Source organism: Endozoicomonas sp. SCSIO W0465, assembly GCF_023716865.1.
Taxonomy (GTDB): Bacteria; Pseudomonadota; Gammaproteobacteria; order Pseudomonadales; family Endozoicomonadaceae; genus Endozoicomonas.
In genome coordinates this window covers 4,763,874-4,777,015 of record NZ_CP092417.1, presented here as the reverse complement: position 1 = coordinate 4,777,015, position 13,142 = coordinate 4,763,874, and the positions used below count along the sequence as shown (strand labels likewise).

The window sequence follows — 13,142 nt, the reverse complement described above, 5'->3', positions numbered from 1 at the left end:
TTGAGGTAAAAATCAGGCCACTTCAAACAAACCCGCAGCGCCCATACCACCACCAATACACATGGTGACGACCACATATTTGGCCCCCCGACGTTTACCTTCAATCAGGGAGTGTCCCACCATACGGGCACCGGACATGCCAAACGGGTGACCAATAGCGATAGCGCCACCATTAACATTCAGGTTTTCATTGGGAATACCCAGCTGGTCACGGCAGTAAATGACTTGACAGGCAAAGGCTTCATTCAGCTCCCACAGATCGATATCGTCCATTTTCAGACCATGACGCTTCAGCAACCCGGGAACGGCAAACACCGGACCGATCCCCATTTCATCGGATGCACAGCCAGCAACCGCAAGACCACGATAAATCCCCAAAGGCTCAAGACCTTTTTGTTCCGCCAGTTTACTGCTCATCAAAACGGAGGCTGATGCTCCATCGGACAGCTGTGAAGCATTGCCCGCCGTAATAAAGTTGCCTTCTTTTACCCAGTGGCCATCTTTCCAGACTGGCTGCAGAGCGGCCAGACTTTCCAGTGTGGTGCTGGCACGATTACACTCATCCCGGGCCAGAGTCACCTCATCGTAAGTCACCTCTTTGGTGTCCTTATTGAAGATGCTCATGGTTGTGGTCATGGGGACAATTTCATTCACAAAAAGTCCTGCCTCCTGGGCTGCAGCGGTTCTCATCTGGCTTTGCAGACTATAGGCATCCTGCGCTTCCCGGGAAATCCCATAACGCTCAGAAACAATTTCTGCCGTTTCAATCATTGCAATATAAGCCGCCGGATCCATGGCCATTGCTGCCCTGGAGAGGTTGCGATAAGTATTCTTGTGCTTGTTTTGTACCAGGGAGACAGACTCAAGACCACCCGCTACCGCAACATCGATTTCATCGCACATAATGCTTTTGGCTGCCGTTGCGATGGTCATCAGGCCAGAAGAGCACTGACGCTCCATGGCCATACCGGAAACGGTTTCTGGCAGACCACCAGCGATGGCACATAAACGACCAAGATTATACGACTGCGTCCCCTGCTGGGCAGCTGCACCAATCAGCACATCATCGACTTCACCGGCTTCGATGCCAGCACGCTTAACTGCTTCACGTACAACATGACCACCCATTGCCGGGGCTTCAGTATCATTAAATGCGCCGCGAAACGCTTTGCCAATGGCCGTACGGGCGGTTGAAACAATAACAGCATCTTTCATTGTTGTTATTCCTTGTTCGGGCTTTCTGGAAAGTTTCAGCCTGGCTTTTTAACCGGACTGACTTCTTATTCCGGGTAGTAACGGGAAATCGTATCCACCACACAGGCAGGACGATCTTCACCTTCAATTTCTACCGTCACCCGAACGGTGGATTGAATACTGCCTTTCACTTTTTCCACTTTAATCAGCTCGCCCACACCCCGAATACGGGCTCCGGCTTTCACCGAGTTTGGAAAGCGTACTTTATCTGTGCCGTAATTGACGCCCATACTGACTCCCTGAACGTCCATTATCTCTGGCAGAAACAGGCTGACCAGAGAGAGCGTAAGGTAACCATGAGCAATACAGGCGCCAAAAGGGCCATCTTTGGCGCGTTCAGGGTTAACATGAATCCACTGGTGGTCACCAGTTGCTTCGGCAAAACGGTTGATCCTTTCCTGGTCGATGATCAGCCACTGACTTTCTCCCAGCACTGAGCCAACCTTATCCTGAAGTTCGTGAGGAGTGTTGAATACCGTTGTCGCATGCTTTTCACTCATAATAGTCAGGCCCTCTGACTGCTGGCAGAAACGATTTCACCGGTCATATACGAGCTGTAGCCACTGGCCAGGAACATCATGATATTGGCAATCTCCCAGACCTCGGCAGCGCGACCAAATGCTTCTCTGCAAGCCAGCTGCTGCAAAAGCGCCCGGGGCGCCGATTTACGCAGGAAATCATGGAGGGCAATGCTCGGGCTCACCGCATTGATGCGTATGCCATGCTCAGCTGCTTCCAGCGCCGAGCAACGGGTCAGCGCCATCACGCCAGCCTTTGCAGCGGCATAATGTGCCTGCTCTTTTTGTGCGCGCCAGCCAAGTACGGAGGCATTATTAACAATCACTCCGGACTTGCGCTCCATCATTTTCGGCAGAATTGCCCGGGTCATTCGCATGGTGCCGGTCAGGGTGACATCCAGTACCCGGTTCCACTCGGCATCTTCCATTTCAACCAGCAGTTTAGAGCCTCCCAGCCCGGCATTGTTGATCAATACATCAACACCGCCGAGCTTTTCTTCAGCCGCAGCCACCAGAGTCTGAACCTGCTCTTCATCGGTGACATTACAAACCCGGGGATAAATGGCCTCCAGCCCCGTTGCCACTTTGATTTTTTCTGCCGCTTCAAACAGGCGACCTTCGTGAATATCACTGATCATCAGGGCACGACAGCCTTCTTCTGCTGCGCGAAGTGCTGCAGAAAAACCAATACCGGCACCGGCTGCTGCAGTAATCAGAACAGACTTACCGTCCAATAGCTGATGACCCTGTATATATTCCGGGTTCAACATCGCCTTTCTCCCGTTAATTTTTATTGCCTTTAAAAGCCTTCAACACAAGGGCACCAAGACACAAACCAAGACACAAACCAAGACAGAAAGAGTTACCCTTTTTTGTGTCTCCATCTCTTTGTGGTTAACAATATTAACGTGCCTGCCTCGGCTCTTTTGGCATTGCCAGTGCCCGTTCAGCGATAATGTTCCGCTGGATCTCATTACTGCCACCGTAGATAGTGTCAGAACGGGTAAAGAGATACATGGACTGCAGACGGGTCAGTTCATAAGGCCCTTGTTCCAGCAGTTCAGATTCAGGCCCCAGGACATCCATTGCCAACTTGCCAAGATTGGCATGCCAGGTAGCCCAGTGCAGCTAACTGTTCATCTTCAGGAGTGAAACTGATCTTCATAATATTTACCCCTTCACCGGCCCTGAATCATCCAACAATTGACGGGCAATACGCTCCCGATGCAAACCGCCATCCCCCAGGAACGTTTCACTGGACTTCGCCCGTTTAAAATAGAGGTGTGGGTCATATTCCCAGGTAAAACCGACACCACCATGAAGCTGAATGGATTCAGCCGCACAGTGAAAAAAGGCATCCGAGCAATACGCCTTGGCCAGTGCCGCAGCTTCCGGCAACTGGTCTTTGACTTCTGAGGCTTGTTCTGATGAGGCTTGTTCTGATGAAGCCTGCTCTGAGCAAGAGAGTGATTTGAACACCTCATCGGCCACGCAGGCCGCGTAATACACGGCAGATTTGGCACACTCAACCTGCAGCATCATATCCGCAGCCCGGTGCTTGATTGCCTGAAAGCTGGCAATGGGACGGCCAAACTGAACCCGTTCACGGGTGTAATCGATGGTCAACTCCATTACCTGCCGGGCACCACCGGCCTGTTCTGCAGCAATGGCTATCGATGCCAGTTGCAGAACCTGCTCAAGGGCAGACCAGTCTGATGTCCCTTCACCACCCAGGCAGCAGTCAGCTGAGACAAACAGACTTTCAATCTCGATCTTTGCCTGTTTGCGGGTCTGATCCATGGTGGGGGTCCAGCCACATTTTACACCTTCGTTATTGGCAGACACGGCAAAAAGGCGTACCCCATCTTCCCCTTTGCTACCGTCTTCACGGGCAGCAAGAATCAGCAGTCCCACCGTATGTCCATCCGGTACATAATACCAGGAACCTGAAAGCACATAGCCATCGCCTTCTTTTCTGGCCAAAGCCTGAACACTGCTGGCATCCCAACGGCGGTTGTCACGATGCTGTTGACTGGATAGCAATCCCAGTGTGGCAGTCAGACTGCCTTGTGCTATCTGCGGTAACCACTGCCGTTTCTGTGCTTCATTGCCAGCAATCAGAAGCGCATTGACCCCCATGGCAACGGTTGCCAGGAAAGGCGAGCAGAACAGCCTTCGCCCCATCTCTTCAAACAGTATTGCCAGCTCCACATAACCCAGACCAAGACCACCATACTCCTCGGGAATATGCAGGGCCTGCCAGTACATTTCCTGACACAGCCGCTCCCAGAGCTCAGGATCAAAACCCCGATCAGTAGCCATGGCTGTACGAACGGCCTCCGATGTTGAGACATCCTGCAGGAAGCGTTCGGCGGACTCACGAATCATTGCTTGTTCAGCGGTAAAAGCGAACTCCATGACCAGCGCCTCTTATGATTATTCTCAATTCCTGTTGCTGCCTACTCTCGCCTGAATCCTTAACAGCGTAATCGTTCGAATGGACGATATCTCTATCTGCAGAAACCGTCATTACTGACTATCTTGTGTCCATACCGGTTTGGTCAGGAGATGCAAATGTCCAGAGTTATTCAACCACTTCTCATTGGGATGATCACTGCATTGGTCACTATACAGTCATGTCTTGGTGAGTCTAAAATCGAGTCTTATGAAAAAAAAACAGAACCGACAGAAATAACTTTGTCGATGCCTGCCCTGGATGCAGCACTATCTGAAGTTGATAAAGAAGAACTGAAAGTCACTATCCTTGATATGATTCGAAACTTGAATATCTTTGACTTTGATAAGTTTGCCAGCTTCTTTGCAGAAGACTCATTAAAACTGTTAAAGCATCAGGTGCAACGCTATCACTCCAGCCACCTGTTTGAGATTATCTTTCCTGAAGGACGGGCTAAGGCAAATGAACTAACCCCGCAGGATTTTTTTGTGCGAATCATTGCCAAATCAAAATTTAATGTTGGTATTTCCCGAGCTTACGAAATTAATTTAACCCCTAAGTTTCGTATGCGGGCAGATGATGATGGAGAAATTGTCACTGTATTAACCACCTTTCCGGAGTCATATTCCGGCTATCAAACCCGCAGCGAGGTGTTCACCTTCAGGAAAGTGGAGAACAAATGGGTTCCTGAAGTTCCAGACTTTATTCTCAGCGACTTCAAATATGACCTGACCAGAAATTTTGTCCGCCAGCGCACTTTCTATCCCCTCTACCCGCTAACGGATACGTTCAACATTATGATGGGCTCCTTCAGGCATTTACATTAGCGGTCGGATCAGCTCACAACAGGCGACTGAAAAGCCTTGCAACAACAAGGCTTTTTTGGTTACACCCGTTTTTTGGCTTGCTCTTTTAACTCAAACTTCAGCACCTTGCCTGATGCATTGGTTGGCAGGCTATTAACGATACTGACATGTCTTGGCACCTTATAGTTTGCCATCGCCTGTCGGCACCAGTTCACTACGTCCTCCTTGTTCAGACGCTCTCCGGCAACCGGAATGACATAAGCCATCGCCACCTCCCCCATTCTCTCATCGGGAACCCCCACCACGGCAACCTGGGCGATCGCTTTATGGCTACTCATCAGCTTTTCGATTTCTGCCGGATAAACATTGAACCCACCCGTAATAAACATATCCTTCATACGATCGGTAATTTTCAGATACCCCCGTTCATCCAGTACCCCGATATCACCGGTATGCAGCCAGCCATCAGAATCGATGATTTCTGCTGTAGCCACCGGGTTTTCAAAGTACCCCTGCATCAGGTTATAACCCCGGATCACCACTTCACCGGGAGAGCCAGCCGTCACGTCTTTTCCTTCGCCATCCACACAACGGACCTCGATGCCCGGCATGGCACGACCGGAAGTATTGGCAATCAATCCAGGGTCATCACCGGCACGACAGAGGGTGGCAAAGCCACAGACTTCTGTCAGACCATAGGCTGTAATAATGGTATCGAAACCAAGCTCATCCCGCATTTGCTGGATCATGGACACAGGAATGGCTGCTGCGCCGGTGACCGCAACCCGTAATGAGGAAGTATCAAAGGTATTCAGCTCAGGATGAGCCAGAATCGATTGATAAAGCGTTGGCGGCCCCGGCAGGACCGAAATCTTTTCCTCGGATACCATCCGCAGAATAGTGGGCACATCAAACACCGGAAGCGGAAAAATAGTACAGCCCCTCATAAAAGCGGCCATCCAGCCTGCTTTGTAGCCAAACGAGTGGAAGAAAGGATTAACAATCAGATAACGATCCCCCTCCTGTAACCCTGACTCTTGATCACATCTCTCCAGCGCTGAACTGCCGGGCTATCTGCCAGGTTTTTACCCGATCCTGCAATTTCGCCCAGCCTTCCCATACCACTAACCAGCCGGGCTGCCCTGTATGCTTTGAATCACCCCAACCACCAAGCCGAGCAATCGTTTGAAGCAGCCAAGTGACTGTTGGCGGCTTATCGGGCAACGCTTTTTTTTCATAGGTTAGCCAGAGAACCTGCCATTCATCATCACTGACCACCTCATTCGCGAGTGTTTTTTCACTCCAAAGCTTTCTGTCTTTGTGCTGCCTGTCATTCGGTAACATTAATGCTTCACGGATTTGCATTAGTCTGACAGCGACAAACATTAATATGACCGCAAGTCGTTCAATGTTATCCGGAGATTGCAGACGAAGCCTTTCTACTCCTGCTCCCGATTTCCAAGCCTTGTGGAACTCTTCTATTCGCCATCGGAGCTCGTAAAATCGAATGATAGAGCGACAGTCTTCGAATGTTTCAATATCTTCAGTTGTCAATAGTACCCAGTGCAAACGGTCTTCGGAGTCATTGCCAATCTCTTCAGCCGACACAATATTCATAGTTACCGGTTCCGGCCTGCCGCCTGGCCTTTGCGGCGCCTGTATTGTCATCTTCTTTCTTTTGACCTGCAGCGTTGCCTTTCGCTTCTTTCTACCTCCTTTTTGAGGAACCACTATCGTATATTTCCCCAACACTTCAGTCTGAGCTAAGGAATCAAATAATAAGAGTTCGCCATCTACCAGGATTCTGTTTTGTGTAGCTCTTACAACAAACCGCTGTCGGTTATCCAGTTTGTAGTGCATATATTCGTATATATCCGCCTCCCGGTCGCAAACACTGATGATGTCAGGCATTTTACCCCCCATCCTTTGTTCTGTGTTTTCAGAGGCTCTTTGCCACTTAAAGCTTTCCTTTCCCTCGTAAGGTAGCTGACGACGTTGGTTCTTTTTCCCCCGCTGAACGTCCTCTCTAGTTCTCGTCCAAAAACACAACCAATTGAAAACTGTAGATTTTATCCTGAAAAATTAAGTGGAGCCCTACTGCTATCTGGCGACTAAACTTCCCAAGAGCAAGAAACATAAGGGATTGCCAAAAACAGAGGACTCCAAATGCGCAAAAAACGCAACCCGCAGTGTAGTATGGAACTCCATTACGTACCTCATGAAATCTGCTCCCAGCTTTCCGGTATCTCGCAATGGCTTGACGCCCATCCACAGTTCAATGACTGGATTTATGAGGACTTAAGTTCTGGTGATAAACAGAACACTGGGCGGAACGGACTATCAGCAGAATCCGTTCTTCGTGCGGCACTCCTGAAACAGTATTTGAATTGTGATTATGACTACTTGTCGTTTGTTTTGATGGACTCCATGCTCTTTCGAGACTTTTGTCGCCTCGAACCAAACCAGCGCCCCAGTCGCTCCAGTTTGCATGGGCTCATCAGCCTTCTTACTGCATCTACATGGGAACGGATTAATAACTGTCAGCTAATGACCGCTAAAGATCAGGGTATTGAAAAAGGGCGCACTGTGGCTATTGACAGCACAGTCACCGAATCGGATATCAAACCTCCTTGCGACAGTGATCTTTTAGCCAGTTCCGTTAAAGAAATTTGTCGGCTGCTGGAACGGGGACAAACACTGACAGCGACACCGCTTTATGAATATACCCATCACAACCGAGCCGTAAAAGATGCGGCCAGAAAATGCATCTACGCTGGCAAAGAAGAGCGGCATCAGCATTATAAAAAAACTGCTGCAGTTGACCCGAAAATCCCGGAAGGTACTTATCGAAGCTACTGTCACGCTAGCAAACGCCCGTCAGCAGGGGCAGTGTCTCCTGGCTGATGATGCCGACAAGTGGCAGGCCGATGTGGATCACCTGTTACCCCTGGTGGATGCAATAGTCTCCCAGACAGAGCGCAGGGTCTTTAAGGGTGAAAAGGTGCCAGCCCAGGAAAAAGTGGTTAGCCTGTATGAACCCCATACGGATATCATCGTAAAAGACAGGCGGCAAGTACAGTATGGCCATAAACTGAACCTGGTTCAGGGAAAAAGTCGATTGATCCTGGACCTGGTTATTGAGGAAGGTAACCCAGCGGATTCGGACCAATTCATTCCGATGATGGAAAGACAAAAAGAAATTTATGGTCGTGTACCTCGCCAGACAAGCGGTGACGGCGGATACGCGTGTCGCGCTAATTTGGAAAAAGCCAAGGCCATGGGAATCAGCGATGTAGCTTTTAATAAGAAGCGCGGACTTGAAGTCGAAGAGATGACTAAAAGTCAGTATGTGTATAAAACGCTCTTTCGCTTCCGGGCAGGTATTGAAGCGGGAATTTCGTGGCTAAAGAGATGTTTTGGGCTATCACGTTGCCACTGCAAGGGTTCTGAGCGTTTTGATTCTCATTGCTGGTTATCGGTGGTCTGTTACAACCTGGTGATTCTGGCCAGACACCCGGCACCATCCTGATAGCCACCTCCACGCTACATGAAAGTACCTTTCCAGCATGGTGGGAGGATGTTTTCTGCCTGCTTTTCGCGTTTTTCTCCAATATCCGTCCCAGATTAGAGAAAAAAAGGGAAGAGTTTTTGCGGCTCTCTGGAATTTCAGGAAATATCAAAACGAACGTACAATCTAATTATGATTGCCTGATGCGTTTTTGGACGAGAACTCTCTAACCCATCGTTCTTGATCAATAAGCCCAATGCTTCGCTCTGTATCCGCATCAACCAAGAAGACAGAGTGGACGTGGAATCCTCTGGTTTTAGAGCCTTCAGGACCTCCAAGATCACCAAGCTCGGATCTGACAGCATGTTTATAACCCAGGGTTGTTGTATCTTCGAGAGCCAGAAGTAGGCGAGACTGTCTCGCTATTTTGGCAGTTGCCTGAAAGCCTGCCTCAGCTATTGCTTCAGGCTTTACGGCCTCATTCTCAATCAGCCGGTAAGCTCCAGTTACCAGTGCGGTATAACCTTCGCATGAAGATGACAAAGAATTACCGGTATGAGCTGAAAGCTCGGCAGCAACTTTGACAAGTCGTTTTGTACGTCGAGTATCGCCCAAATCAGCACATCCAAAAGTTAGTTCTGACCATGGTTTAGGAGAAAGTGGAAGCATGACCTGTTTTATCAGTGAGAAATGATAGAACAAGGTAGCTATTTGTGATCAAGAGACAGCCTGTAACCCAACAACCCTACTCCAGTCCTCAACCACCTGCAGGTTCTGACCATGACAGGTCATCACCCCTTTGGGCTTGCCCGTAGTACCTGAGGTAAACAGCAGGTCAGACAGGGAATCAGACGCTACTTGTTGCTGACGTAACCGTATGTGTTGGTAAGGCGTATTGTCTGATTTTTGCAGAAACTCATCCCAGGAAATACCGTACTCAGATCCCTGCCCACGGAAGATTACGATAGCCTCCAGCCCGGGCAACGATTCGCCCTCAAGCATGGCCGGATATTGGCAGTTCAGGAACTGATCCATACAGAACAACAATTTCGCACCACTGGTACGGAGAATATAACCCGCTTCCGGGCCTTTCATCCGGGTATTGAGCGGAACCAGTACGGCACCAACAGTCTGCAACGCTGTTGCAGCCACAATCCACTCATGGATATTCGGTGCCCAGACAGCAACCCGGTCACCCTGCTCAACGCCCATGGCCAGCAGTGAAACCCCTGCTCGCAACCTTAATTCATTGAGCTGGTAATAACTCAGCGTGATCTTGTCATCCTCAACCGCAGACCGGCTACCATAGGCATCAGCGGCGGCATCCATCAGATCAGGAATGGTGTTTACTGCTTGCAGATCAATCATAACCGGCGATTCTTAGTTATTATTTTAATCAGGAAACTTGACCTTAACATCATTGGTCAATGGACGACTTTGACAGGCTAATGTCCACCCTTCAGCCAGTTCAGCTGCTGAAAGGACCTCATTCAAGCCGAGTTGAGTCTCACCGCTTGCTACCCTACACATACAGGCACCACACATGCCTTCTTCACAGGATGCCGGCGCATCAAGGTCTGCCTTCTGCATGGACTGAAGCAGGGTATCGCCTTTTTCATAAGCGACTTCATGTACCTCTCCATCCAGCTCAACCACAAACTGAGTAGCGGTCGACCCTTGTGCAGCAGCTCTGGCTTCCTCAGCCGCCGCTTCTGACTCGTCCGGGTCCGGTGGCGATACAAAACGTTCAGTGTGAATCCGCGCCCCCGGCTCACCCAGTGCGACCAGAGCAGACTCAATCGTATCCATGAACGGTCCGGGGCCACAGATAAAGTATTCACCATGCTCATGACCTTGCACCAGCTGCCTTACCATGGGCTGAGTCAGGAAACCGTGAACAGAATCAAGGATATGAACCACTTCAAGGCGATCAATGTACTCAGCCGCAATGGCTTTTATTTCATCCCTGAAAATCACTGACTGATCATTGCGGTTAGCGTAGATCAGCTTGACCTTGCGATCGGTCGTTTTCAGTGCAGACTTGAGAATGGAGAACACTGGCGTTATCCCGGAACCACCACCAAACAGGACAATATCACCTGCCGGTGTGTTGTCAGTGAGATGAAACAGCCCGGCGGGAGCCATGACCTCAATCTCGTCACCGGCCTTAACGACATCATTAATCCAGTTAGAAATACGGCCGCCGTCAACCCGCTTGACAGTTACCTTATGTTCCGGATCCACATGGGGTGAGCTGGCCAGAGAGTAACAGCGAGTCAGCTGCTTGTCTCCATAAGGCACCTTCAGCGTCAGAAACTGCCCCGGCAGATAGTCAAACTGATCCCTCGTCTCTTCAGGAATACTGAATACCACGGACTTGCTATCGTGGGTCTCTTCGATGACAGCAGCGACTTCCAGACGATGGAAGCGTTGCTTTGGTGCACGTTCCAATCCCCCCCCCTGCGCAACTTCCTGCACCGCTATAGCTTCTGAACCAGTCATCTGTTAACTCCTGATCTGTGCCTGAATCGCTGATTCCATCTGGGCAATATCAATTTTCATTTACTCTGGCAACGCTGCTGCCAGCCCGACGGCCAGAGAAGATACAATCCGCTATCGAAAGACCACTGACGTACAAATTTGAAGCGACACCGATGGCATTTCTGCCGGCAGAGTAAAGTCCGGAAATCGCTTCTCCCTGCTGATTCAGCACCTGACCAGTCTCCTCATTCACTTTGAGCCCCCCCAGGGTAATCATTGGACACGGGAAAACAGCGTTGTTAAAAGAGACATCAATGGCATACCAGGGCCCCTTGTCCAGTGGAGCAAGGAATCCGGGGGACTTGCCGAGTTCATCTTCTGACAGCCCGTTGGCTGCATCGGTATAACGTTGAATGGTTCCAGCCAATGCGGCTTCAGGCACGTTGATTTTTCTGGCCAGCTCAGCAATGGTTTTTACTTTCTTGCTGTTCAGGTACATGCTCATCAAGGCAGGAGCTGTCTGAAAGAACCAAACTTTACCAGGCAGGACCTGGTTGAATGCCTGCCTGAAAAGCGTTTTATTGAGGATCAATGTTGCGCGGCCATTGTGATGCTCCACCATTTCATAACCGAGCCTGGCACCATAGACTTCCTCATTGCAGTAGCGTTCGCCCTGACCGTTAACAACAATACCCCGGGCCCAGGCCAGTGGCGGGTTAATAAAACGCCAGGCACTCAGCTTATCCATTCGGTCAACGGCGGCACCGGCCCCCATACCCATCTGAATACCACTGCCGTCACACCCCGTAGTGCCCAGCGGCAAGCCTTCACGATATTTGGGACCATATTGCTCAACCATTTCCCGGTTAAAAATAAAACCACCGGCGGTCAGAATCACCCCTTTGCGGGCGCGGATGTATTGCAGAACCGCCGCCTCTTCCTCCAGGGCCTTAACCTTATCACGAATCTTGAACGCTATTCCGGGAGAGTAATTGTGAAGGGTGGTCGCCAGCTGAGACAAACGTTTGTGCTTAAGCGCTGCAGGCGTACCCGGTATTAAACGACGGACTTCAACACCCAGCACGGCTCCGGATTCATCACACACCAGACGACGAACATCACTTTGCACCCGTAGCTCGACACCTCTGGCCAGTGCAGAGGCTTTTAATGGTGCATACAAAGAGGCACCCGACAACCCGGGACCTTTCGCCCGATGCCCACGGGGGGCTGGTTTTGCGTACTTTGCATAACTGCCTACAGTCTCATTGCCGGAATAGTAGAGATAGTATTGATCACTGGGATAAGACGTTTTAACCGGGGGAACATTACCTGAAAACTCAACATTATGACTTTGCAGCCAACGAAGATTCATTGCACTTTGTTCACAAAAGCGCCTTAGTGTCTCTTCTTTTACCGCATCACCGGCTTCCTGGCGAAGATAGTTGAACATCTCTTGTGGAGTATCTTCAAAACCCTCCGATTTTTGCCACTCGGTACCACCACCCGAGTAAACGACACCGCCACTACGGGCCGTCGCCCCCCCCCCGAAAAAACGATCAACCGCCAACACAGAGAGCCGATGATGACGAGCCTCAAGAGCGGCCGCCACACCCGAGCCACCAAAACCAACCACTACCACATCCCGTTCATCATGCCACTGGATTTGGTCTGCACTCCCTACTTTTAACGCATTTCGATCTATGGATGGATGACTCATACGCTCCCTCTATGAAAATGCCATCGGGTCTTTCCTGATTTTCAGACTATGGAGAAAGCATTTTCATTATTATTGTTATTGGCAAGCTGACAACTCTTGAAACATCTCTTGAAACATCTGCAAATTAAACGACAACTTCTACTGATATGGTTGTATAACGGCCATCCACATAAATCAGTGGGTTGATCTCTTCACTGTTGTGAATCTGTTTGATACGGCCTATAAGTAGTTAAAAGTTTGCTTATGGATATTTTGATCGTACTATTGATATGCGCCCATCCTACCCAAATCTTTGTATACATGCATAGGCGGTCTCTTCAGCCCTGAAAAAGCCCAGAATTTTATCCGGTTGTTTCTGGAGTGACCTGAGTCCTTTTTTAACTGCATTCAAAAAGGCTTCCTT

Annotated in this window: 14 protein-coding genes; 3 read left to right on the top strand and 11 right to left on the bottom strand. The window is 49.8% G+C overall.

Translation table 11 applies throughout. The annotated features are described in order from the left end of the window. Positions 1-12: 12 nt before the first annotated feature. From MJO57_RS21430 to MJO57_RS21410, 5 genes are all read right to left on the bottom strand, one after another. A complete protein-coding gene (locus MJO57_RS21430) occupies positions 13-1,215 on the bottom strand; it encodes an acetyl-CoA C-acyltransferase (RefSeq protein ID WP_252018599.1) in 1,203 nt (400 codons plus the stop codon). Between the two features lie 65 nt (positions 1,216-1,280). Beyond that, entirely contained in the window at positions 1,281-1,754 is a 474-nt protein-coding gene (locus MJO57_RS21425) for a MaoC family dehydratase (RefSeq protein WP_252018598.1), read from the bottom strand. A 5-nt stretch (positions 1,755-1,759) separates the two neighbouring features. After that, positions 1,760-2,542, bottom strand: a complete 783-nt coding sequence (locus MJO57_RS21420) for an SDR family oxidoreductase (protein WP_252018596.1) — start codon at positions 2,540-2,542, stop codon at positions 1,760-1,762. 133 nt (positions 2,543-2,675) lie between these two features. After that, on the bottom strand, positions 2,676-2,900 hold the full coding sequence (locus MJO57_RS21415) for an acyl-CoA dehydrogenase family protein (protein ID WP_256493364.1): 225 nt from the start codon (positions 2,898-2,900) through the stop codon (positions 2,676-2,678). Positions 2,901-2,942: 42 nt separating this feature from the next. Next, positions 2,943-4,190, bottom strand: coding sequence for an acyl-CoA dehydrogenase family protein (locus MJO57_RS21410; RefSeq protein ID WP_252018592.1), 1,248 nt, complete (start codon positions 4,188-4,190; stop codon positions 2,943-2,945). A 156-nt stretch (positions 4,191-4,346) separates the two neighbouring features. Here MJO57_RS21410 and MJO57_RS21405 point away from each other — a divergent pair, with 156 nt between their 5' ends. Beyond that, positions 4,347-5,054: a hypothetical protein gene (locus MJO57_RS21405; protein ID WP_252018590.1), complete on the top strand. Its 708-nt coding sequence runs from the start codon at positions 4,347-4,349 to the stop codon at positions 5,052-5,054. A gap of 59 nt (positions 5,055-5,113) precedes the next feature. Here MJO57_RS21405 and MJO57_RS21400 read toward each other — a convergent pair whose 3' ends face one another. Then, entirely contained in the window at positions 5,114-6,088 is a 975-nt protein-coding gene (locus tag MJO57_RS21400; protein ID WP_371924896.1) for an AMP-binding protein, read from the bottom strand. Further along, the gene (locus tag MJO57_RS21395; RefSeq protein WP_252018588.1) at positions 6,075-7,082 is read right to left on the bottom strand and encodes an IS4 family transposase; all 1,008 of its coding nucleotides are present in this window, start codon (positions 7,080-7,082) and stop codon (positions 6,075-6,077) included. The genes MJO57_RS21400 and MJO57_RS21395 overlap by 14 nt, the downstream gene beginning before the upstream one ends. Positions 7,083-7,199: 117 nt before the next feature. Here MJO57_RS21395 and MJO57_RS21390 point away from each other — a divergent pair, with 117 nt between their 5' ends. Continuing rightward, the gene (locus MJO57_RS21390; protein WP_252018586.1) at positions 7,200-7,937 is read left to right on the top strand and encodes a hypothetical protein; all 738 of its coding nucleotides are present in this window, start codon (positions 7,200-7,202) and stop codon (positions 7,935-7,937) included. 25 nt (positions 7,938-7,962) lie between these two features. Further along, positions 7,963-8,562: a transposase gene (locus MJO57_RS21385; RefSeq protein WP_252021031.1), complete on the top strand. Its 600-nt coding sequence runs from the start codon at positions 7,963-7,965 to the stop codon at positions 8,560-8,562. Between the two features lie 165 nt (positions 8,563-8,727). Here the strand turns inward: MJO57_RS21385 and MJO57_RS21380 are convergent, their stop codons facing one another. Genes MJO57_RS21380 through MJO57_RS21365 form a run of 4 tightly spaced genes read right to left on the bottom strand, consistent with a single transcriptional unit; the run spans position 8,728 to position 12,739 of the window. Beyond that, positions 8,728-9,210 carry a transposase DNA-binding-containing protein gene (locus MJO57_RS21380; RefSeq protein ID WP_252018584.1) on the bottom strand — a complete coding sequence of 161 codons (483 nt, stop codon included), beginning with the start codon at positions 9,208-9,210 and terminating at the stop codon, positions 8,728-8,730. Positions 9,211-9,258: 48 nt separating this feature from the next. Further along, positions 9,259-9,909 carry an AMP-binding protein gene (locus MJO57_RS21375; RefSeq protein WP_252018582.1) on the bottom strand — a complete coding sequence of 217 codons (651 nt, stop codon included), beginning with the start codon at positions 9,907-9,909 and terminating at the stop codon, positions 9,259-9,261. A 24-nt stretch (positions 9,910-9,933) separates the two neighbouring features. Further along, positions 9,934-11,043, bottom strand: a complete 1,110-nt coding sequence (locus MJO57_RS21370; RefSeq protein WP_252018580.1) for a ferredoxin--NADP reductase — start codon at positions 11,041-11,043, stop codon at positions 9,934-9,936. A gap of 49 nt (positions 11,044-11,092) precedes the next feature. Next, a complete protein-coding gene (locus MJO57_RS21365; protein WP_252018579.1) occupies positions 11,093-12,739 on the bottom strand; it encodes an FAD-binding protein in 1,647 nt (548 codons plus the stop codon). Between the last annotated feature and the right edge of the window lie 403 nt (positions 12,740-13,142).